Source organism: Burkholderia lata (genome assembly GCF_000012945.1).
Taxonomy (GTDB): domain Bacteria; phylum Pseudomonadota; class Gammaproteobacteria; order Burkholderiales; family Burkholderiaceae; genus Burkholderia; species Burkholderia lata.
In genome coordinates, this window is the sequence record NC_007511.1 from 1,867,782 (window position 1) to 1,888,809 (window position 21,028).

At 67.5% G+C, this 21,028-nt stretch carries 19 protein-coding genes; 8 read left to right on the top strand and 11 right to left on the bottom strand.

From position 1 onward, the window contains the following. Window positions 1-23: 23 nt before the first annotated feature. Together BCEP18194_RS30975 and BCEP18194_RS30980 are read right to left on the bottom strand one after the other, a co-directional pair. Window positions 24-1,823 (bottom strand): methyl-accepting chemotaxis protein, encoded by a 1,800-nt coding sequence (locus tag BCEP18194_RS30975; protein WP_011355245.1) that lies wholly within the window; start codon window positions 1,821-1,823, stop codon window positions 24-26. Window positions 1,824-2,169: 346 nt separating this feature from the next. Then, window positions 2,170-2,424 (bottom strand): DUF3562 domain-containing protein, encoded by a 255-nt coding sequence (locus BCEP18194_RS30980; protein ID WP_011355246.1) that lies wholly within the window; start codon window positions 2,422-2,424, stop codon window positions 2,170-2,172. Between BCEP18194_RS30980 and BCEP18194_RS41445 the strand changes: the two genes are divergently transcribed. Both BCEP18194_RS41445 and BCEP18194_RS30985 read left to right on the top strand, forming a co-directional pair. Beyond that, the gene (locus tag BCEP18194_RS41445) at window positions 2,417-2,656 is read left to right on the top strand and encodes a hypothetical protein (protein WP_157687325.1); all 240 of its coding nucleotides are present in this window, start codon (window positions 2,417-2,419) and stop codon (window positions 2,654-2,656) included. The two genes, BCEP18194_RS30980 and BCEP18194_RS41445, sit on opposite strands and share 8 nt — an antisense overlap. Before the next feature lie 322 nt (window positions 2,657-2,978). After that, the gene (locus BCEP18194_RS30985) at window positions 2,979-3,413 is read left to right on the top strand and encodes a hypothetical protein (RefSeq protein WP_011355247.1); all 435 of its coding nucleotides are present in this window, start codon (window positions 2,979-2,981) and stop codon (window positions 3,411-3,413) included. A gap of 550 nt (window positions 3,414-3,963) precedes the next feature. Here BCEP18194_RS30985 and BCEP18194_RS30990 read toward each other — a convergent pair. Next, window positions 3,964-4,899: a universal stress protein gene (locus BCEP18194_RS30990; protein ID WP_011355248.1), complete on the bottom strand. Its 936-nt coding sequence runs from the start codon at window positions 4,897-4,899 to the stop codon at window positions 3,964-3,966. 217 nt (window positions 4,900-5,116) lie between these two features. Continuing rightward, on the bottom strand, window positions 5,117-6,499 hold the full coding sequence (locus BCEP18194_RS30995) for an amino acid permease (RefSeq protein WP_011355249.1): 1,383 nt from the start codon (window positions 6,497-6,499) through the stop codon (window positions 5,117-5,119). Window positions 6,500-7,126: 627 nt separating this feature from the next. Here BCEP18194_RS30995 and BCEP18194_RS31000 point away from each other — a divergent pair. Next, entirely contained in the window at window positions 7,127-7,456 is a 330-nt protein-coding gene (locus tag BCEP18194_RS31000) for a hypothetical protein (protein WP_011355250.1), read from the top strand. Between the two features lie 489 nt (window positions 7,457-7,945). On the opposite strand, the gene BCEP18194_RS31005 is transcribed toward BCEP18194_RS31000, so the two are convergent. The 3 genes from BCEP18194_RS31005 to BCEP18194_RS31015 form a co-directional block, all read right to left on the bottom strand. Further along, window positions 7,946-8,971: a DedA family protein/thiosulfate sulfurtransferase GlpE gene (locus BCEP18194_RS31005; RefSeq protein WP_041493311.1), complete on the bottom strand. Its 1,026-nt coding sequence runs from the start codon at window positions 8,969-8,971 to the stop codon at window positions 7,946-7,948. 185 nt (window positions 8,972-9,156) lie between these two features. Further along, entirely contained in the window at window positions 9,157-9,663 is a 507-nt protein-coding gene (locus tag BCEP18194_RS31010) for a cupin domain-containing protein (RefSeq protein ID WP_011355252.1), read from the bottom strand. A gap of 382 nt (window positions 9,664-10,045) precedes the next feature. Beyond that, window positions 10,046-10,516, bottom strand: a complete 471-nt coding sequence (locus BCEP18194_RS31015; RefSeq protein ID WP_011355253.1) for a universal stress protein — start codon at window positions 10,514-10,516, stop codon at window positions 10,046-10,048. Window positions 10,517-10,835: 319 nt separating this feature from the next. Between BCEP18194_RS31015 and BCEP18194_RS31020 the strand changes: the two genes are divergently transcribed. After that, the gene (locus BCEP18194_RS31020) at window positions 10,836-12,947 is read left to right on the top strand and encodes a PAS domain S-box protein (protein WP_011355254.1); all 2,112 of its coding nucleotides are present in this window, start codon (window positions 10,836-10,838) and stop codon (window positions 12,945-12,947) included. Next, window positions 12,944-13,591: a response regulator gene (locus tag BCEP18194_RS31025; protein WP_006483707.1), complete on the top strand. Its 648-nt coding sequence runs from the start codon at window positions 12,944-12,946 to the stop codon at window positions 13,589-13,591. Before BCEP18194_RS31020 ends, BCEP18194_RS31025 begins: the two co-directional genes overlap by 4 nt. Before the next feature lie 84 nt (window positions 13,592-13,675). On the opposite strand, the gene BCEP18194_RS31030 is transcribed toward BCEP18194_RS31025, so the two are convergent. Beyond that, on the bottom strand, window positions 13,676-14,080 hold the full coding sequence (locus tag BCEP18194_RS31030) for a lysozyme inhibitor LprI family protein (RefSeq protein WP_011355255.1): 405 nt from the start codon (window positions 14,078-14,080) through the stop codon (window positions 13,676-13,678). Between the two features lie 346 nt (window positions 14,081-14,426). Here BCEP18194_RS31030 and BCEP18194_RS31035 point away from each other — a divergent pair, with 346 nt between their 5' ends. The 3 genes from BCEP18194_RS31035 to BCEP18194_RS31045 are packed head-to-tail and all read left to right on the top strand — an operon-like array spanning window position 14,427 to window position 16,743. Beyond that, complete coding sequence (locus tag BCEP18194_RS31035) at window positions 14,427-15,029, top strand: DUF1326 domain-containing protein (RefSeq protein WP_011355256.1); 603 nt, start codon at window positions 14,427-14,429, stop codon at window positions 15,027-15,029. 23 nt (window positions 15,030-15,052) lie between these two features. Beyond that, on the top strand, window positions 15,053-15,841 hold the full coding sequence (locus BCEP18194_RS31040; protein WP_011355257.1) for a DUF2182 domain-containing protein: 789 nt from the start codon (window positions 15,053-15,055) through the stop codon (window positions 15,839-15,841). An 8-nt stretch (window positions 15,842-15,849) separates the two neighbouring features. Beyond that, window positions 15,850-16,743, top strand: coding sequence for a DMT family transporter (locus BCEP18194_RS31045; protein WP_011355258.1), 894 nt, complete (start codon window positions 15,850-15,852; stop codon window positions 16,741-16,743). Between the two features lie 132 nt (window positions 16,744-16,875). On the opposite strand, the gene BCEP18194_RS31050 is transcribed toward BCEP18194_RS31045, so the two are convergent. The 3 genes from BCEP18194_RS31050 to BCEP18194_RS31060 form a co-directional block, all read right to left on the bottom strand. Next, a complete protein-coding gene (locus BCEP18194_RS31050; RefSeq protein ID WP_011355259.1) occupies window positions 16,876-17,202 on the bottom strand; it encodes a DUF4148 domain-containing protein in 327 nt (108 codons plus the stop codon). A gap of 223 nt (window positions 17,203-17,425) precedes the next feature. Further along, window positions 17,426-18,307 (bottom strand): PilZ domain-containing protein, encoded by an 882-nt coding sequence (locus BCEP18194_RS31055; RefSeq protein ID WP_011355260.1) that lies wholly within the window; start codon window positions 18,305-18,307, stop codon window positions 17,426-17,428. Between the two features lie 79 nt (window positions 18,308-18,386). Continuing rightward, window positions 18,387-20,975 (bottom strand): penicillin-binding protein 1A, encoded by a 2,589-nt coding sequence (locus BCEP18194_RS31060; RefSeq protein ID WP_011355261.1) that lies wholly within the window; start codon window positions 20,973-20,975, stop codon window positions 18,387-18,389. Window positions 20,976-21,028: the final 53 nt, after the last annotated feature.

Here is a 21,028-nt window from a genome sequence, read left to right on the forward strand (position 1 = left end):
GGCCGTCTTTCCCGCAAGCCGCGTCAAGCGACCTTGAACCGCCCGACCGTGGTCGCCAGCGCGTTCGCCTGCGACTGCAGCGCCGTTGCGGCGGCGGTCGACTGTTCGACGAGCGCTGCGTTCTGTTGCACCATTTCGTCGAGCTGCGTGACCGCGCGATTCACTTCCTGGATCCCGCGCGTCTGCTCGTTCGCCGCGTGCGTGATCTCGGAGATGATCGTCGTCACGTTCGACACGTTGGACACGATCTCGCGCATCGTGTCGCCGGCCTGACGCACCTGCCCGGACCCGGCCGACACGCTCGCGACCGTCGATTCGACCAGCACCTTCACTTCGCGTGCGGCCTGCGCGCTGCGTTGCGCGAGGCTGCGCACTTCCTGCGCGACGACCGCGAAGCCGCGGCCCTGCTCGCCCGCGCGCGCCGCTTCGACCGCCGCGTTCAGCGCAAGGATGTTGGTCTGGAACGCGATCCCGTCGATCACGCCGATGATGTCGCCGATCCGGCCCGATGCTTCCTCGATCTTTTCCATCGTCGCGACGACGTCCGACACGACCACGCCGCCATGCGACGCGATCCGCGACGCGGCTGCCGCGCGTTCGTCCGCCTGGCCGGCGGCTGCCGCCGACTGGCCGACGGTCGCGGTGATCTCTTCCATCGATGCGGCCGTTTCCTCGAGGCTCGCCGCCGCCGATTCGGTGCGCGACGACAGATCCTGGTTGCCTGCCGCGATCTCGTTCGCGGCCGTGCGTACCGATTCGCTTGCATCGCGGATCTGGCGCATCACGTCGTTCAGCTTGTCGACGAAGCTGTTGAACGAGCGCGCGATGTCGGCCACCTCGTCACGGCCGTCGGCCGGCAGGCGCTGCGTCAGGTCGCCGGCGCCCGAGCCGATCGCGGCCATCGCCTGGCGCACTTGCGACAGGCGGCGGAACGCGGTCGCGGTGATCGCGCCGATGATCAGCGACGCCACCCCGACGATCACGAGCAGCGTGATCAGCGAAGCGGTCAGCAACGAGCGCATCCCGGCCGTCGCTTCGTTCTTGTCGAGCAGCACCAGCGCGTACCAGTCCGTGCCCGGTACCGGGCGCGCGCGCACCAGCTTCGCGTCGCCGCCGACCGTCACCTCGACGGGCGCGGTCGCGGCTGCAATCGTGGCGCCGTTCGTCGCGCCGAGTTCGGGCGACACGTCTGCGACCGGCTTCAGCGTGAGCTTCGCGTCCGGGTGCGCGACCACGTGGCCGTTGCTGTCGATCAACATCCCGAAGCTCGCGGGCGTGGGGTGGATCGTCTTCACGTTCGCGATCACGGCGTCCATCGAGACGTCCGCTGCGACGACGCCCTTCAGCGCGCCGTCACGCAGGATCGGCACCGCGAACGTGACGACGAGGTTGCCCGTGCCGGCGTCGACGTACGGCGGCGTAACGACCGGCTTGCCGGCCTGCGCGGCCTGCTTGTACCACGGGCGGCCGGTCGGATCGTAGTCGGGCGGAATGCCGGTCGGGTCCGAGAAGTGGAACACCTTGTCGGCGTAGCCCGCGTAGACGTTCGTGAAACCGCCGGCCGTGGCCATCTGCTTGAACACCGGCAGCGGATCGGGCGTCAGCGCGGCGTCCTGCAGCGACGCGATCATCCGGCTCCGGGTGGCGACCCAGTCGGCGATCCCGACCACGTGGCCGCTGGCGACGGAAGTCAGGTTGCGGTCGATCGCATCATCGTTGTACGAGTGCGCGATGAAGTAGTTGATGAGCGTGGTGGCGACGAGCGCGAATACGACGATGGCAACGCACGCGGCTAGGATGCGGGCCCGGATGGACGAGAACATGGCAACGACTCGGTAAGGGAGCGCGAACGCCCGGTGGACGAATTCACCGGGTAAACGGCAATCGCGCCGCTTACTTGAGGCCGCTGTGACAATTCAGTGAAACGTATGACAAAACGCAATGCCGGTTGTCAGCGAATCGTCAGGAGGGTTGCGCCGGTCGGCGATGCGCGCGCACGCCCGCCGCTGGACGCGGCGACGGTGCCGGCGATCTCGGGCACTGCAATCGAAAGGGCGTTGAAACAGGCCGGTTCGCTGTCGACGGAGGCATGAAGGTCGATCAGGATCCGGCCCTGGCCAGGTGATGGATGGTGTCAGGCGCCGCTACATCAGCCGCGGCGCCAGCCCGTCACAGGCGATGGCTCGGACGTGGATCGGCGTCGGCGGACGGCGCATCGGCCCGCGTGTCGTGGTCGAAATCGTCCTGCTGGCGCATCCGTTCGCGCAGGTTCCGGATCGCGAACACGTGGATGTAATCGTGCACCCGCGCGCCGGACGACAACACGCGCACTTCGTCGTCGAGCATCGCACGCAACTGATCCGAACCGATCGCGCGCTGTTTGGCGGCTTCCTTGAGTGAATCGAGCAAATTGTCCTTGGACATCGACGGACTCCTGACGGTCGAGGAACGAAAAGAAGAAGGTACCGGAAGCTTAAAGACTGAACGGCAGCGCGGCGTGCGATGCGCCAGCGCGTGTTTGCGCGCGATCAACGACACGTTGCGTGCCGCCGTGCCGGTCCGTCCCCGAACCGACCGCGCAAGATTCGCGGCGCAAACTGCCCGCGAACGAGACTGGAAGCCCTGCCACGCCACCCCGGGGCGCGACACCGACTGACCGGCAAACGATGGACGCTGCCCGACGCCGATGCAGTGGCGAAGTTAGACCGGCCGAAATCATGCGTCAAGCGACGTCCGTCACGCGCTGCCCATTCGTCGGAACGAACGGGCCGGATCGTCGCCGGGACGGCCGATCGGCCGCCCTGCGTGTCAGCGGATTCCGATAGGCGACGCGCATTACCTGACAGCGACTTCAGCGCGCGCTGCTTGGCAGCGCACGGGCGCGACACGATACTGGTGACATGGACGAAACGTTCATACGGGTCATCGCTCAGCCGGCCGTCGAGCCGGCATGCGGGGCCTGGCGCAGGAGACCAACCATGACACATCGCAACTTACCGGGCCGGGACGGCCAGCGGCGCGCGTCGGGCAACGCGCGCGCCCTGCCCACCCAGGCCGTGTCGTCCGGCAACCTTCCGTCCGACGATATCGACACCTTGCTTGCGCTCGCACGCGAAGCCGGATTGCTTGTCACGCTCGACGGGCAGATCGGCCGCGAAAAGTACCAGAGCGTCGCGGGCTCGGTTCTCGCGTTGCAACGGTTCGCCGCGGCACTCTGCGCGCGGGCCGCACCCGACGCGCCGGCCGTTGCCGAGCCACGTCGCAAGGCACGCCCCGGCTGGCCGCACGCGAGCCGCCAGCGCAACCGCACGTGCAGCGCGTGCGCGCCGCTGCATGCCGCGCACCAGCGCCCGCGGGTGCGCCGGGGCGCAGGCCGGCGGCACGACCTGCGCGCGATGCTTCGCACCCCCTGAGCGTACAAGCAGCCGTTGCACGGCTCGGGGGCCTTGCAACGGCCGTGTACCACGCAACGCCGGCAGCGCCTGCCGCACGCCGTGCCGGTACGGCAGCAGCGCGCATGCCGCGACCATCACCGATCCGCATCGGCGCCACCGCGCGCCATCACGCATCATGACGCGCCGTTCGACACGGCCGCAATGACAACGATTCCTGCGGGGAAAGCAATCCAGACGGGGCCAACGACAACACGAACGCGGAAAGCGGACGGGGTGCTTTGCACCCCGCCCGTCCTCCAAGGCAACCGGAGCTGCCTACCCTCGTGCCAGAGAGTTCTCGATCGGATGACGCACCGTGCATCGCACGTTGCGGCTCCGGAAATTGATATGACGGCCGTGAATGCACCGTCGATCGCAACCTTTTGCACGCGTGTTGCTGCGTGGCTGCGTGGACCCTGCAAGACAGACCGGCTGCGTTGCCGGATGTTCCGTCAATGTCTCACGCGCGAGGCGCGCCGTTTCTGATGCAGGTCAACCCAAGCGCGCTTCGATCGCGACGCCGCGCGATTTATTCGGCACCGCGCACGAGCAGCACGGGCACCTGTGCGAGATGCGCAACGCGACGCGCGACGCTGCCGATCAGCCAGGCAGCGATGCCGCGCCGGCCATGCGTGCCGACCACCAGCAGTTCGGCACGCCAGTGCACGGCGTCGCGCATCAATGCATGGGCCACGTCGTCGCTGGTCGGGCGGGTTTCGACGACACTGCGCTTGGTCGGGTTCCCGGTCGCATGGAACAGCGGGCCGATCTTCGCGAGCGCATCCTCGCCCTCCGCGCGATACGCATCCTCGAGTGCGCGCACCGGCACGATATCCGTCAGACGAACCGCGCGATCGATCACGTAGGCCGCGTACAGCAGCGTCGTCGGCGCCGCGAAGCCGAGCCCGACGCGCACCGCGTGCAGCGACGGTTCGCTGCCGTCGACAGCGAACATCAAGCGCTGAAGGCCACCGTCGGATGGCCGTGCATAGGCGGCCGGCACGATCAGCAGCGCGCAGCGCGCGCGTGTCGTCAGCGTGTCCGACATCGCGCCTTCGACGAGCCGCAGCAGCCCGTGATGCGGATTCGCGCCGACCATCAGCACGTCCGCGTTCCATGCCGACGTATCGCTCACCAATGCATCGGCTACCGAACCGCCCGTCACCGACGTATCGACGATGGCCTGCTCGACCTCGATGCCGCTGTCGGCGAACAACGTCGCGATCCGTTCGTTGATGACTTGCGCCTCGCGCATCAGGTCCTCGCGCGCGGACGTCAGCAGTGCGTCGATGCGCGGGATGTCGGGCAAGACGAGGCGCGGGTTGTCGATGGCGCAGACGATCCGCAATCGCATGCCGGGACGCAGCAGCGTGCGCGCATAGCGTGCGGCGGACAGCGATTCGGGCGTCGGATCGACGGCCAGCGCGATCCGCGCAAGTGTCGGGATGGGCTGGGCAGGCTGCATGGCGAAGGCCTCCGTGCGTGCGCGTCGTCGCGGAACGACGACGGGAGCTTCGCGCGGAAGCGGCACACGGCGGCCGGACAGCCGCCGCGGTCGCGGTCGTCACTGAAATCGGCGGGTTGCCACGCGAAGCGCGGACAATCGATTCGTTCAGCATAGGTCGTCCGGCCCGCGCGTGCATGATCGCGATCAAGCGTCGCGCGGGCCCTGCCCTTGGCGCTTACGATTTCGTCGGCACCGATGCCGCCGGACGGTTCGCGTAGAACAGCGCATACGTGATGCCGAGCAGCACGATCCATACCGGCCCGATCACGAGCGCGACGCGCGTGTCGGGCGTGAACGCCATCAGCACGACGACCAGCACGAGAAAACCGAGCGCGACGAACGAGCCGAGCGGATAGAACGGCACGCGGATCGGCAGGCGCGCGATCTTGTCGGCCGACAGCGTGCGGCGAAAGCGCATCTGCGCGATCAGGATCACGCACCACGTCCAGATCGCACCGAACGTCGACACCGACGTGAGCCACGTGAACACGTGCTGCGGCGCGAGATAGTTGAGCAGCACGCCGATCAGCAGCAGCGCGACCGACACGATCACGCCGTACACCGGCACGCCGTTGCGATTGACCTTGCCAAGCTTGCTCGGTGCCTGGCCCTGCTGCGCGAGGTTGTAGAGCATCCGCGCGGTGCTGAACAGGCCGCTGTTGCACGACGACAGCGCCGCGGTCAGCACGACGAAGTTGATGATGCCGGCGGCGGCCGGGATGCCGAGCCGCGAGAACGTCATCACGAACGGGCTGCCCTGCGTGCCGATCTGGTCCCACGGATACAGCGACATGATCACGAACAGCGCGCCGATGTAGAAAATCAGCACGCGCCAGAACACCGAGTTCACGGCCTTCGTCAGCGACTTCTCCGGATTGCGCGCCTCGCCGGCGGTGAGGCCGAGCATCTCGACGCCGAGATACGCGAACATCACGATCGGCAACGCGGCGATCACGCCGTTGATGCCGTTCGGCATAAAGCCGCCGTGCGCCCACAGGTTCGACAGGCCGATCGCGACACCGCCGTTGCCGATGCCGAACGCGATCATCAACCCGCCGCCGATGATCATCAGCACGATCGTGACGATCTTGATCAGCGCGAACCAGAACTCGAATTCGCCGTACAGCTTGACCGCGATGAAGTTCACGGAGCCCATCGCCATGAGCGCCGCAAGCGCCCAGATCCAGTTCGGCACGCCGGGGAACCACATGTGCATGTAGACGCCGACCGCCGTGATTTCCGCCATGCAGGTGACGATCCACACGAACCAGTAGGTCCAGCCGGTCAGGTAGCCGGCGAGCGGCCCGAGGTAGTCGCGTGCGTAGCGGCTGAACGCGCCGGCGACCGGATTGGCGATCGCCATTTCGCCGAGGGCGCGCATGATCAGGAAAATCGCGATGCCGCCCAGCAGGTAGGTCAGCAGGATGGCCGGGCCGGCGACGCGAATCGCGGAGGCCGAGCCGAGGAACAGGCCGACGCCGATCGTCGCGCCGAGCGCCATCAGGTTGATGTGCCGCTCTTCCAGCCCACGGTGCAATTGGTCTTCTGGTTGATTCAAGTCCGTCTCCTGGCAGCCGTGAAGGGGCCGCCGTCATTGTCGATATCAATGCGCGACCGTTCATGCCCATCCCGGCATTCCGAAAACGAAATAATCCCCACGGTCGTTTTCTGATTTAGAAACGACATGGATACTGCGTCAATTCGATGGGAATCGCCGCGGATTATCCGTATGTTCCGGAACAATCCGGAAAACGGATCGGGCATTTCACGGAATACGCTCATGCGGCCCGTGTGACGCGGTTGTGCGCGTGACGGGCGACAACGGGGCCGCAACGATGCGGGCGATGGTACCGAAATTGCGCTTGCGCTGCAAGGTTACGGAAAGCCGGTTTTCATTTAATCGATGACGCATGCACAATCGACGCAAGTGCTCATCAAATTAAAATCACCGCATCATAAACACAACCAATTGCATGGCATTATTTACATCCGCGAAAACCAAATAAATACGCTTCAACAATTAACAATGCATGACAAATATTCCATTGCATTCCAATCACCCCCACATAGAATCAAGTTGCCCGATCGATTCAGAATGAATCAAAAGGGCAGCCCAATTATCCAGGCCGATTATTTAAATTCTTTAATTGGGTCTTATTAATCAAACTTAAATCGAGGTGATGTCGTGGAAGATACCAAGGTTACTGGCATTACGATTTACAACTCTTCGTTTAACGAAGCGTTTGCATCGGTCAGCAGGTGGAACGACAACGGAGATCCGAATTACTTCGCCATTCCCCCGCAGCAACCACAAAGTTGGGGGACGCGTGTTGACCCCCGTGGGTACGTCGTCTGCTTCAAACAGGGCGCAGACGTCGTCGCGTATTACCTGCTGACCGGCAGCTATGTCACGTTCCAGGCGTTGAACGCGGTCTACGTCCAGACCCCGACCGGGGCTGTGAAGCTCACGCCCCTCGGCGCACCGGTTCCGAGTGAAACAGCCGCTGCCAAGTAACTCCGGCAAGCGCCCCGCCAATCGCCGGATTCAAGGCGAACGACGCTGCGACTGGTGAGATGCGTGTCCGGCTGTTCTCGAAGCGCTTCAGGTCGACGATTTTGAAGCGAAGTCGTGATGCTTGTCGCGTGGCTCGGCGCGTCTTGCCGAATCGAGTAGTAGGTATCACCGGTGAGGGGGAATGTCAGTGGCACCGCGCTTCCCTCTCACCGCTCTGCAAAACCGCTTTTATATAATGGGCGCAGATTAGAGGTGTCCACTTGCGTGAAAACGTGCGGGCGACAGCTTCGATAATCGTTCCCGAATATGAACCACTCGACCTTTCGCACTTGTACCGCTGGCTCCCGGCAAATCGGCGAGGCGCCGGTCCGGTTTTCCGCAATCCTTGTAATCAGCGTACTTCGCTCGATTCGCGACCGGGAAGAGATCTCAATATCGACGCGCTCGGATGAATCCCGAACACCATCCTTCAGGAACGGCCACCCGACGTTACTTCGACAGCGTCGCACGCACCGTATATTCGCCTTCGATCGCACCGTGATCCGGACGCACGAAATAACGCGACGCATCGAGATCGGCCGGCATCGGCTCGACCGGATAGCCGTGCTTCTCCCATGCATCGAGGCCGCCCTTCAGCGCCCGGATGTTGTGGATCATCTTCTTGCGCTGCATTTTCGCGATCAGGCGCTTCGCGGTCGCTTCGTTCGGGCACACGCAATAGACGACGATCGGCCGCTTCAGCATTTCCGGGTCGAGCAGGTCCGGCGAATCGAGATCGACCGGCACCGCGCCGGCGATCCGGTACGGTTCGCGCTCGCGAATCGCTTTCGGCCGCGCGTCGAAGATCAGCGGCGGCTCGTCCGACGTCATCATCTCGACGAGTTGCGGCGGCGAGATGCGCACCTGCGCAAGATAGCGGCGGAACTGCACGCGACGCACCCAGCGGTACAGCAGGAACGTGATGAAGATCGCGAGGAACGCGTCGAGGATCGTGCCGCCGCTCGCGCGCACCCACAGCACGAACTGGACGATCTGGTCGTGAATGGCCGCGCCGCCGACCAGCCAGAACGCAGCCCACAGCGACGCGCCGGCCAGGTCCCAGAACAGGAACACGCCGACGCCGATCGCGGTCGTGCCGAGCAGCGGCGCCGACACGAGGCCGAGACCCGGCAGGAATTTGGACAGCACGAGCAGCGGCGCACCGTATCTTTCGAATACGTTACGTGCGAAACGCAGCGTGGTGTCGAGCGACAGCGAGAAGCGCACGAGGCCGTTCAGCAGGCGCCGGCCGCGCGTGCGGCCCATGAAGAACCACAGCGAATCGGCCAGCATCGTCGCGCCGATCGCCGCCGCGAACATGCTGACCCAGGACGCCTGCCCCATTGCCGCCATCGTGCCGCCGAGAATCAGCATCGGCACGGCCGGCACCGGCACGCCGAGCTGCGTGATCAACACGCTCGCGAACACGGCCCATGGGCCGAGCGACGATGGAATAGCGATGGGAAAGTGCCACACGGCGGCGCTCCTGGAAGGCATGCAGCCGCACGACGGGGGCCGTCGGTACGGCTGGGCAACGGCCGCCGCGGCACGCCCGCAGCCGACCCGATGCATCACGGCATTCTAAACGGGTTTGGCCGCGGCCGCGCGGAACACGCACCATCGGCACGGGCTTCGCGCCGTTGGTTGCACCGCCGTGACAGTCACATGTCGGTACGCTGGGCAAGCTGCACGACGTGTTCCGCGTAGTCGGGAAACGCGGCAGCCAGCGCGGCTGCGTCGGCCAGTTCGAATTCCGCGAACTCGAAGCCCGGCGCCACCGTGCAGCCGACGAGCGCGACGTGCTCCGGCAACGCGCAGCGCGCGCCGAACCAGCTCCCGGCCCGCACGACTGCCTGGAACACGGTGCCCGGATGCGTGAGCGGGTTGCCGAGCCGGTGGATCGTCAGCCCGTCGCGCTCGTCGAGCACCCACACTTCGATCGGGTCGCCCGCGTAGAAATGCCAGACTTCGTCGGAACGGATCCGGTGCCACGACGAATACGCGCCGTCGCACAACAGGTAGTAGATCGCGGTCGATGCGGCGCGTGGCGCGCCGTCGGCCGGACGCACGACCGAATCGGTCGCACGGTAGGTTTCGCGGAAATAGCCGCCTTCGGGATGCGGCTGCAGGTCGAACTGGCGAATCAGGTCGGTAGCGGAAATCGGCATGGCGGATGACGTCGGTAAGGTCAGGAACCGGGCACCCGGCGCACGGCCTCGCTTCGCTCATCGCGAATCGCGAACACGACCGCGTGCCGCCGGATGCTGCTGCGTCGATCGCCGCGGCCATGCGCACGGCGACCAGGCGGACACCGGTCGATGCTGCCAGAACTGCGTGTCGGGATGCAACCGCGGGCACGCGATTGCGCCCGTCGGGTGCATCGGGCGCGCCGCCCTCGCCCCGCCGATGTGACAGAAAGGACAGCCGCGCTCACACGTCGTGCGCCGTGCGTTTCCGTTTCATCCCGCCGTCATCCGGCGAATACGCGGGCCCGTCGCTGCCCGCGACCGCCCGTGCGCCAGCGCCAGCGTCAGCGCCTTGCCGCGTGCGTCACGCAGCCGCCGACGTGCCGGGCTCGCTGTGCCGCACCAGCAACACGGGCCGGTCGGCCGCGCGCAGCAGCGATTCGGCGACACTGCCGAGCAGCAGCCGGCGCAAGCCATGCCGCCCGCTCGTGCCCATCACGATCAGGTCGGCATCGGCTTCGGCCGCCGTGCGCATCAGCACCGTGGCGACATCCTCGCCGTACGCGTCGAGCGCACGCACGGTGCCTGGCACGTGCTCCTGCGCGAGCACCGCTTTCGCATCGTCGAGCACCGGCGTCGCGGCGTCAGTCGCGGCCGCATCGCCGTCGCGCTCGGCCGCGAAACCCGCATCGACGTCGACGAGCTGCGGCCGGTGCTCGACGACATATGCGCAGGTGACTTCGCCGCCGGACGCCGCCGCGATCCGGATCGCCTCGTTCAGCGCGAGACGCGCACTCGGGCTGCCATCGAGCCCGACGAAAATCCGCTTGTACATGGTCCGTCCCTCCGACCGGGCACGCATCGCGCGTTGCGCGACGGCGGCCCGTTATCGCCACCCGGCCCGGTGCCAGGTGGCCTGCCGAACAGTCTGCCCCACGTGCCGACGCGCCCGTTGATGCGCGTCAAGCGCGGCCGGCACGCCCGCTGCTCCACGCCGGTTGCCGCAATTTCTAGTGACCCCATTACAAAAACCGTGTAAATCGCGCACAATTTCATCTTGAAAATAGACGTTGCATGCAGCCGGTGCGAGTTTTGTCCGGTTTTGCTGCGCTGCCGAGTGCCCACGGCAGCCCCGACAACAGAATGGCTATCGAATGACCGCAAGTGGAACCCCGACGCGTGACGCCCGAGGGCCCACGCGCCTCCAGATCATGTTACGCCAGCCGCTCGCGGCCGGCGTCGTTGCGTTGTGCGCGGGCGCGGCGCTGTCGCTTGGCGTCGCGCTGCTCGTGCGCGAGCAGTGGCAAGGCGCCGTCCATACGCGTTTCGAACGCCGCACGACGCATGTGACCGCGATGCTGCGCCACGAGCTGCAATCCGGCGTGGCCGTGCTCGAAGGCGCGCGCGGCGTGTACAGCCTCGTCCCGGGCATGACGCCCGAGCAATGGCGCCGGTATGCGGACATGCTCGACCTCGACAGCAGCCGCTCACCGGTGCGCCAGATCGGCTACGCGCCGCTGCCGCCCGCGACGCGCACTGCCCTCGCCGGCGCGAAGCCGATGCCGGCCGGCACGCTCGCGACCGCCGTGCTCAGCGCACCGGCATCGAATTCCCCCGTCGTGCGCTTCGGCGCGTCCGACGCGGCGCCGCTCGCGCGCGCGCTGCAGACCGGCGACATCGCGCTCGGTGTCCACCCGGCCGACGACGACACGTCCCGCGACGCCCGCACCTTCACGCTGTTCCTGCCGGTCGCCGCGTCGCCGCATGCGGTCGCCAACGCGCCCGGCCTGCGCGAAACCGGCGCCGACGGCGTGCTGTTCGCGGCGTTGAGCCCGCGGCGCCTGATCGAGCGTGCGCTCGATGCGGAACGCGGCATCGACGTGTGGATCACTGCCGGCGGCGATCGGCGCGCGATCGTGAGCGTCGAAACGACGACCGACGAGGCCTCGGCATCGCCCGACCTGATGCGTCGCACCGACGAGCTGAATTTCGGCGGCACCGTGCTGACGCTCGCGTACTCCGCGGATGGCCGCCCGAGCGCAACCGGCGCACAACGCGCGGCCGGCACCGTGCTCGCCGCGGGGCTGATCGCGTCGATCGCGTTCGCGGTGCTCGTCCACGCGCTGTTGCGCGGCCGTTCCGGCGCCGCCGATTCGGGCGCGAGCAGCCGCGGCATCCTCAACGAGGCGCGGATGATGGGCATCATCCGTTCGTCGATGGAAGCGATCATCACGATCGACGAAAAGCAGACGGTCGTGATCTTCAATCCGATGGCCGAGCAGGTGTTCGGCGTGTCCGCGATGGAGGCGATCGGTGCCCCGCTGTCGCGCTTCATCCCCGAGCGGTTCCGCGCCGCGCACGCGAAGCACGTCGACCAGTTCGGCGTGACAGGCGTGTCCGAGCGGCAGATGGGCCGGCAGCGGGTGCTGTTCGGGCTGCGCGCCAACGGCGAGGAATTCCCGATCGAGGCGTCGATCTCGCAGATCCGCGACGCGTCCGGCAAGCTCTATACGGTCATGCTGCGCGACATCACCGAGCGCCAGCGCGCGGAAAACGCGCTGAAGCTGTCGCGCGAAGAATTGCGCGAATTGTCGGCGAACCTGCAGAACGTGCGCGAAGAGGAAAAGACCCGCATCGCGCGCGAGCTGCACGACGACCTCGGCCAGCAGCTCACCGCGCTGAAGATGGATCTGTCGGTGGTCGAGCAGCAGTTGCGCGTGCCCGGCCGCACGCAGCCCGACGAGGACGTGCAGACGCACCTGCAGGGCATGCGGCGGCTGATCGACGCGACGGTCGCGTCGGTGCGGCGCATCGCGGCCGACCTGCGACCCGTGATGCTCGACGATCTCGGCCTCGTGCCCGCGATCGAATGGCTCGCGAACGATTTCACGAACCGCTACGGGATCGATGTCGAACGGCACATCGAAACCGGCGGCCTCACGTTCACCAGCGCGGGCGCGACCACGTTGTTCCGGATCGTCCAGGAAGCGCTGACGAACGTCGCGCGCCACGCGGATGCGACCCGCGTCGCGCTACGGCTCGACGTCGAGGACGGCTTCTGCGTGTTGCGCGTCGCAGACAACGGCCGCGGCTCGGCGCCCGGCGGCCCGGCCCACGAAGACAAATCGTTCGGCCTGATCGGCATTCGCGAACGCGCCCACATGCTGGGCGGCACCGTGACGATCGACACCGCGCTCGCGCGCGGTTTCTCGATCACCGTCGCCTTCCCGCTCAGTACCGTCCAACAGGAAACGCTCATCTCATGATCAAGGTGCTCATCGCCGACGACCATACGCTCGTACGCGACGGTCTGCGGCACATCCTCCAGAACGCCACCGGATTCGAGGTGGCCGGCGAAGCCTGCGACGGCCCGTCGACGATCGCGCTCGTGCGCGCCACGCCCGCACAGGTGCTCGTGCTCGACCTGTCGATGCCGGGCCGCAACGGCGTCGAACTCATCAAGCAGATCAAGGACGAGAAGCCCGCGCTGCGCGTCCTCGTGCTGACCATGCACGCGGAGCAGCAATACGCGGTGCGCGCGTTCCGCGCCGGCGCGTCGGGCTACCTGACGAAGGAAAGCGCGAGCGCCGAGCTGGTCGGCGCGGTCACGAAGGTGGCATCGGGCGGCGTCTACGTGAGCCTCGCGATGGCCGAGCAGTTTGCGCAGAGCCTGAACGAGCCGGCCGAGACGCTACCGCACCAGCGGCTGTCCGACCGCGAATTCGACGTGTTCCGGCGGATCGCCGCCGGCCAGACGCTGACCGAGATCGCCAACGCGCTGTGCGTGAGCGCGAAGACGGTCAGCACGTACAAGACGCGGATTCTGGAAAAGATGCAGATGCCGCACGAAGCGGCGCTGGTGCGCTACGCGATGCGGCACAAGCTGCTCGACGAAACGGACGACGTGTAACGGACGACGTCCGGCAGCGGATGGACGGCGTATGCCACCGCCACCGGCCACGCGGCATGCGCCCGGCCGGGTGGCACACCGCGCTTACCTGGCCGGCACCGGGCAGGCGAGATCGCCTTCCTCGCACGACAGATAGCCCTTCAGCGTTTCGGTGCGCGCTTTCGTCAGATCGTCGAGGCAGGTCGACACGACCATCGAATACGCACTGCCGCCCTCGGCGTTCGCGCTGGAGAAGTTGCATTCGGCATCGCGATACGCGATCCACGCACGCTGCGCGTTCACGAGCTTGTCGGCGAGCGGCCGCGCATCGCGCAGGCGCGCGGTGACGGCCTGGTAAGTCCGGTTCAGTTCCCCGTCGGATTTCTTGTACGCGCGATCGGCGCATGCCGTCATCGCCGCCTGATCCGTCGCGTCGGCACAATTCGCCTGCGCATGGGCGACGTTCGCCGCCAGCGCGAGCGAGCACAGCAGACCGGTCAAGACACGCATGGTTGCTCCTTGTTGTTCGTTGAAGTCGTGGAACCCGGTGTCGGGCTTGCTGCGCTGTCGCGCATCGGCCGCCGTCTCGCGGCGACACCGATCGCGATGCTAGCGCACGCGCGCCGGCTTGTCAGCCGACGTCGGAGCAGGCAACGGCTTGCATATCGCCTCCGCACACCTACACTGGAAAATCGATACGCCGCTTCAGGCCCGCGCTATCGCATCCATCCCGTCTCCGCTTCCGCGCATTCCTCTGCGCATTTCGCGTTCGCATCGCCGAGCGGGGTGACGATTCGTCAGTCAGCTTCCTCCACCCAGCCCAACGTGCCATCGCCGTCGCTCCCTGGAGGGAATCATGAGCTATCACCTTGAAGGCCGTCTGCTCGAGGTCTGCAACTGTCGCGTACTCTGCCCGTGCTGGATCGGCGAGGATCCCGATTTCGGCGTCTGCGACACGATCGTCGCGTGGCACGTCGACAAGGGCGCCATCGACGGCGTCGACGTGGGCGGCAATACGATCGCCGCGGTGTGCCGCGTGCCGGGCAACATCCTGCAAGGCAACTGGACGGCGGCGATCTATCTCAGCGACACGGCGTCCGAGGCGCAGGAGCAGGCGCTGCTCAAGGTCTACACGGGCCAGGCCGGCGGCCCGATCGCCGACCTCGCCAAACTGATCGGCAAGGTCGTGTCGATCGAACGCGCCCCCATCACGTTCAATGTCGAAGGGGCGCGCGGCACGCTGTCGATCGGCACCGACTACCACGCGGAACTCGAGCCGTACCTCGGCCCGAGCGGCGCGCAGACGACGCTGACCGACACCGTGTTCTCGACGGTGCCCGGCGCACCGGTGTTCGTCGGCAAGGCGCCCGTCTATCGGTCGAAGAATGCGGCGATCGGCATCGACGTCGACCTGAAGAATCACAACGCGCTGCAGAGCACGTTCCTGTTCGACGCGTGAAGCGCGATCGCCCGCCAACGGTCATGGCTGCGTCGCTACACCGGCGCCTGTTTCCGCTCGTGCTCGCGAGTCTCGTCGCGTTCGCCTGGCTCACCCTGTGGGCGTGGACGCGCAGTCCGTACGGGCGGTACCTCGACCACGGCGACAGCGCGTTGGCCGAACCGTTCGGCGCGCTTTGCCGCGCGCTGCCCGGCGGCACGCTGTGGCTGCCGGCCGCGTTCGCCGCGGCCGGCTGGACGCTGATGATCCTCGCGATGATGCTGCCGACGACGCTGTCGCTGTTCGACGCGTTCGCCCGCGTCGTGGCCAGCCGCCCCGACCAGACGCGCCTGCTCGCGCTCGTCGGCATCGGCTACGTCGCCACGTGGAGCGGCTTCGGTCTCGTCGCGCATGGCCTGCACGGGCTGCTGCTGACCGGTGTCGCGCGGGTGCCGGCGCTCGCGTGGCGTGGCTGGCTGATTGGCGCGGCCGTCTTCGCGCTCGCCGGCGCGTTCCAGTTCAGCGGACTCAAGACGCACTGCCTCGACCGGTGCCGCACGCCCTTCAGTTTCGTGATCAGCCGCTGGCGCGGCCGCACACCGATGCGTCACGCGTTTGCGCTCGGCGTCAGCCACGGGCTCTTCTGCATCGGCTGCTGCTGGGCGCTGATGCTGCTGATGTTCGTCGTCGGCGTCGGCAGTCTCGGCTGGATGCTGGCGCTCGCCGCGTTGATGGCCCTCGAGAAGAATGCGTCGTGGGGGCAGGCGCTCACCGCGCCGCTCGGCGCCGCATTGTTCGGCGCAGCCGTGCTGATCGTCGCCAGCCACGCGTGAGGCCCGCGATGCGACCGCCCGCCTCCGCCTTCGCGCTGCATGTCCGGCCGGGCATGCGCGTCGTCGCGCTGACGTCGATCGCGATGCTCGCCTTCGCGTCGAACTCGCTGCTGTGCCGACTCGCGCTGCAGGCCGGACGGATCGACGCGGCCAGCTTCGGCAGCCTGCGCCTCGTATCCGGCGCGCTGATGCTCGCGATCGTCGCGCGTGCGGGGGCACGACGGCCCGCGCCGCCCGCCGACTGGCCGGCTGCGGCGATGCTGTTCGTGTACGTCACGTGCTTCTCGTTTGCGTATCTGACCGTCAGCGCGGCCACGGGCGCGCTGATCCTGTTCGGTGCGGTGCAACTGACGATGTTTGCGGCGGGATGGCACGCCGGCGAACGGTTTGCCGCGACCGGCTGGGCTGGCTTCGGCGCGGCGCTCGGCGGCCTGGTCTATCTCGTGTCACCGGGACTCGCCGCGCCGACGCCGCGCGGCGCCGCACTGATGACGGCCGCCGGCATCGCCTGGGGCATCTATTCGATACGCGGCCGCCGGCCCGTCGATCCGGTCGCGGCGACCGCCGGCAACTTCCTGCGCGCCGCGCCGCTGGCACTCGCGCTGAGCGTCGCGCTCGCCACCCGCTTGCATGTCACGCCCGCCGGCGTCGCGCTCGCCGCGCTTTCCGGCGCATTGACGTCGGGGCTGGGCTACGTGGTCTGGTACGCGGCGCTGCGGCATCTCACGGCGATGCGCGCCGCGGCGGTCCAGCTCTCCGTCCCGCCCATTGCCGCGTGCGGCGCCGTGCTGCTGCTGTCGGAACAGCCGACCTGGCGGCTCGCGCTCGCATCGGCCGCGATTCTCGGCGGCGTCGCGGCCGTGCTCGCGACACGGGCCCGGCAAGCGGGCAGCACGCGGTGATGCGCCTCTGGCGCAGCACGTTCGCGCGGCCCCAACCATTCACGCGGCCCAAATGCAAAACCCGCACACGGATACCGTGTACGGGTTTCAGATGAAACGGCAAACCGGGCGCCCTTGCGGGCGCTGCCTGGCTTAGTGGCCGAAGAACACCGACGAACGGTCGGTTGCGGCCGGCACGACCACACGCTGACCCGACTGCGACGCTGCGGCAGGGTTCGCACCGTAGCCCGTTGCATCAGCTTGCGCACCGGTGTTCTGTGCGGCGGCGATCTTTGCCTGTGCGGCCTGGATGTTTTCCGGGTAGTTCATCCAGTCGTTCGGGTTGTAGCCGGCCTTTTCGAGCTGGACCAGCTCGGCGCGCACTTGAGCGCGCGTCAGCGGCTGCTGGCTTTGTGCAAACGAGACAACCGGTGCGGCCACCAGAGCGGCCAGTGCAACTGCCTTGATCAGCGATTTCATGATGCGTTACCTCCAGGATTGTTTTGTCAGGCGCTTCGGACTCGGGGTCGTTGCGCATGAGTAGAAGTCTAGGAGGCCACGCTATCAGGGTAAATACTTAAATTGCGAATTCACTGTTGACGGAAAACATACAATCGCCGCGGAATCACTTGAATCATCAGATGATTGTCGGCATTCATGCAATGAATACCGTGGCGGGGCATCCGGTGCGCTGTGCCCCGCCTCAGCGCCGCCGGTCGGTATCCGACGACGCCATCAGTCGGTCGAACAGCAGGGCCTTGAGGCGGATCAGGTCGTCGGCGCCGGTCTCGCCGAACGCCGCGTGATGCAGCGTCAGCGCGGGCGCCGCCGGATCGGCGTGGACGGCCCGCACCGTGCTGTCGAGCGCCAGTAGCTCGACCCGGTCGCCGGTCGCGTACGGAAGCTGTACGCGCAACGGTTCGCCAATTGCGGCGATCGGCCGGTCGACGGCAATCGACAGCCCGCTCACGCTGATGTCGTGCACCATCCCGATCCCTTCCGCGCCCTCCGACCCGCCCGCGCAGCAGGCGGCGATCCGCACCGGCACGCGCGGCTCCGCGCGCGTGCGCAGCCGGTCGACGAAGCCGGGCGGCGACAGCACCAGGAACCGCGCGGCACCCGCCGCCTGCACCGATTCGACCGTCGCGCCGAAACGCGACACCGCGGCACGGCCGATCGCCACAGCCTCAATGTCGTCGCCACGCGCGAAGTCGAACGCCGCCGCCGGCTGCGGCTCGACGAACAGCGCGCCCGACGCAGCGATGCCGATCAGCCGGTAGCGCTGCAGCCCACGGGTCGCGCCGACCCGGCGGCGGATGCCGACCGAAGCGCCCGCCGACAACCCCATCCGCGGCGCGTGAGGCACCGCGTCAGGCACGCGCGGCGCGACTTCCGGTTCGGCGTCGTCGCGCCGCCGTACCGGCCGGAAATGGTCGAACAGGAAGGCATGCTGCGCGGCATCGTGCAGCGTGGTGCCGGCCGGCAGCAGCGCGGCGCCGTCGGCATCGTAGAGATCGAAGCCGAACGGGACGCCGGCAGCGAGATCGTCACGCGCGAGCGGGACGTAGTCGGTAGATAGCCTCATCGGGGAGGCGCGGAGCGACCGCGCGAGCTGTCATGACACCATGATTACGGCAGCTTCGCGCGAAATCTGAACGGCTCCGTTACTGAGAAGGTCCGGTCGCGTCGGGTGCGGCCGGCACCGGTGGCTGAGCCGGTGCGGCCGAAGGGGTTGCGGCCGGTGCGGCGCCGAGGCCCGCGCTGCTTCCGCCCGTCGCGCTCGCTCCCGCTGGCGGCTGCGCGATTTGCGGCTGCGATGCACCCGCCGACAGCGCGGCGGCCGACGCGGCCACTTCGGACGCCGGCACCCATTCCTCGACGATGCCGCCCGATGCCGCTTCGGGTGCAGAAGCATCCGACGCGGCCGAGGCCGCGCCCGTATCAGCCTCGGGCGCACGCTCCACCCGCTGCGTCCTGACCGGCGCGGGCGCCTTCTTCGTCTCGGGCGGGAACCACGTGTCGAACAGGTCCGTCACGCGCTCGCGCAGCGACGCGAACCAGCCCGGCGACGGCTCGGTATCGAATTTCGCCTTCGTGTCGACGATCCGGGCGCGCTGCGCACGCTGGAAGAAATCGCCGACGATCGGCAGCGCACTGTGCGCGCCCTGCCCCCAGTAGTCGCTGCGCAGCGTCACGCGGCCGTCGTCGAAACCGACCCACGCGCCGGCGACGAGGCCCGGCTGCATCAGGATGAACCAGCCGTCCGCGTTGTCCTGCGTCGTGCCCGTCTTGCCGGCGACGTCGCCGCGGATCCCGAAGCGCGTGCGGATGCTGCCGCCCGTGCCGCGCGTCACGACATCGCGCATCACGCTGAGCAGCGTCTTGTCGGTTTCGGCGTCGAGCGCGCGCTCGGGCGGCGCCGGCGCGTATTCGGCGAGCACGTCGCCCTGGCGGTTCTCGATCCGCGTCACCATCTGCGGCTCGACATACAGCCCGCCGTTCGCGATCGTCGCGTACGACGCGACCATTTCCTTCAGCGTGACGGGGCTCGTGCCGAGCGCCAGCGACGGCACGCGTTCGAGCGGGCTTTCGCGCACGCCCATGTCGCGCGCGAGCCTGGCCACGGAAGCCGGCCCGACCTTCTCCATCACCTGCGCGGTGATCCGGTTGCGCGACAGCGCGACCGCGTCGCGCAACGTCATCGGTTTGCCGGTCGGCGGCACGTCGTCATTCGGCCGCCAGATCTCGCCACCCTTCAACGGGATCTCGACCGGCTGGTCGATGAACGTGTCGTCCGGCTTCATCCCGTTTGCAAACGCGACGCCATAGACGAACGGCTTGAACGTCGAGCCCGGCTGGCGCCGCGCCTGCGCGACGTGGTCGAACGGTTCGTTCGTGAAATCGCGGCTGCCGACCCACGCGCGGATCTGACCGTCGCGCGGATCGATCGCGAGGAAGCCGGCCTGCACGTCGGTCTTCGTCTTGCACAGCGCGCGCATGAAACCACGGTCGGCCGCGAGCAGCTTCATCGCGGCCGCGTCGTCCTTGCCGGCGTCCTGCGCAGCCTTGTATTCGGGCGACTCGCGCATGAAGGTGCGGAACACCTCGTTGTCGGTGCCGCAGCCGTCGCGGCCGCTCCATGCATTGTTGGCGATGCCCTGCAGCTGGTTGCCCTGCAGCGTGAGTGCTTGCGTCGCCATCTGCTGCAGCCGCGAGTCGATCGTGGTGCGCACGATCAGCCCGTCCGCATAGATGTTGTAGTCGTTGCGGTCGGCCCACGCGATCAGCCATTTGCGCAGCTGCTGCGCGAAATGCGGCGCCGGCCCCGGCGGCTCCTTCTGCCGCTCGAAGTCGATCCGCAGCGGCCGGCGCTGCAACTGCGTGAACTGCGCGGGCGACAGCTTGCCGTACTTCACCATCTGGCCGAGCACCGTGTTGCGCCGCTGCAGCGCGCGCTCGGGATTCAGCACCGGGTTGTAGTAGCTGTTGCCCTTCAGCATCCCGACGAGCGTCGCGCTGTCGAGCACGTCGAGCTCGTCGGCCGACTTGTCGAAATAGGTGCGCGCGGCCATCTCGACGCCGTACGCGTTGTACAGGAACGGCACCGTGTTCAGGTAGGTCTCGAGGATCTGGTCCTTGCTGTAGACCGCCTCGATCTTCAGCGCGGTGATCGCCTCCTTCACCTTGCGCGTGAGCGTCGGCGCGCGGCCGATCTCGTCCGGGTACAGGTTGCGCGCGAGCTGCTGCGTGATCGTCGAGCCGCCCTGGCGGCTGCCCGAGAACGTATGGAGTGCGGCCGATGCCGTGCGCTTCCAGTCGAGGCCGTGGTGTTCGTAGAAACGGTGATCCTCGGTCGCGATCAGCGCGTCGACCATGTGCGGCGAGATCTGCTTGAGCGGCACCCACTCGCGGTTCGACGGCTTGAATTCGGCCAGCAGCTTGCCGTCGGCGGACAGCACCTGCGCGGGCTGGTCGACGCGTGCCTTGCGGATGTCGCCAATGCCCGGCGTGAACGGGATGAGCACGACCACGTACACCACGAACAGCGTCGGCACGGCGGCGCCGGCGAGCAGCACGCCGCGGCGGGTCGGGTGACGGACATGGTGCCACGCGGTGGCGGCGAGAGGCTTGACCCGCGCGACGGCGGCAGCCGCGACGGGTTGGGCGCGCGCGACCCATCTGGCACAGAAGTCACGCACTGACGACACGTTTCGGCGATTCACGCGGGTGGAGCTCGGCTGAAAAGGGTGCATCGTACCAAACTCGCGCGGCCCGCCGGACTGCAATGGCGCGGCGGCGGCACACG

Bases quoted from the DNA above. Each gene is read 5' to 3' on its own strand.
- BCEP18194_RS31050 (WP_011355259.1), bottom strand. From the start codon at position 17,202: ATGAAATCGCTGATCAAGGCAGTTGCACTGGCCGCTCTGGTGGCCGCA.
- BCEP18194_RS30980 (WP_011355246.1), bottom strand. From the start codon at position 2,424: ATGTCCAAGGACAATTTGCTCGATTCACTCAAGGAAGCCGCCAAACAG.
- BCEP18194_RS30985 (WP_011355247.1), top strand. From the start codon at position 2,979: ATGACACATCGCAACTTACCGGGCCGGGACGGCCAGCGGCGCGCGTCG.
- BCEP18194_RS31010 (WP_011355252.1), bottom strand. From the start codon at position 9,663: ATGCCGATTTCCGCTACCGACCTGATTCGCCAGTTCGACCTGCAGCCG.
- BCEP18194_RS31025 (WP_006483707.1), top strand. From the start codon at position 12,944: ATGATCAAGGTGCTCATCGCCGACGACCATACGCTCGTACGCGACGGT.
- BCEP18194_RS31040 (WP_011355257.1), top strand. From the start codon at position 15,053: ATGGCTGCGTCGCTACACCGGCGCCTGTTTCCGCTCGTGCTCGCGAGT.
- BCEP18194_RS30990 (WP_011355248.1), bottom strand. From the start codon at position 4,899: ATGCAGCCTGCCCAGCCCATCCCGACACTTGCGCGGATCGCGCTGGCC.
- BCEP18194_RS31020 (WP_011355254.1), top strand. From the start codon at position 10,836: ATGACCGCAAGTGGAACCCCGACGCGTGACGCCCGAGGGCCCACGCGC.
- BCEP18194_RS31030 (WP_011355255.1), bottom strand. From the start codon at position 14,080: ATGCGTGTCTTGACCGGTCTGCTGTGCTCGCTCGCGCTGGCGGCGAAC.
- BCEP18194_RS31045 (WP_011355258.1), top strand. From the start codon at position 15,850: ATGCGACCGCCCGCCTCCGCCTTCGCGCTGCATGTCCGGCCGGGCATG.
- BCEP18194_RS31060 (WP_011355261.1), bottom strand. From the start codon at position 20,975: ATGCACCCTTTTCAGCCGAGCTCCACCCGCGTGAATCGCCGAAACGTG.
- BCEP18194_RS31055 (WP_011355260.1), bottom strand. From the start codon at position 18,307: ATGAGGCTATCTACCGACTACGTCCCGCTCGCGCGTGACGATCTCGCT.
- BCEP18194_RS31015 (WP_011355253.1), bottom strand. From the start codon at position 10,516: ATGTACAAGCGGATTTTCGTCGGGCTCGATGGCAGCCCGAGTGCGCGT.
- BCEP18194_RS31035 (WP_011355256.1), top strand. From the start codon at position 14,427: ATGAGCTATCACCTTGAAGGCCGTCTGCTCGAGGTCTGCAACTGTCGC.
- BCEP18194_RS30975 (WP_011355245.1), bottom strand. From the start codon at position 1,823: ATGTTCTCGTCCATCCGGGCCCGCATCCTAGCCGCGTGCGTTGCCATC.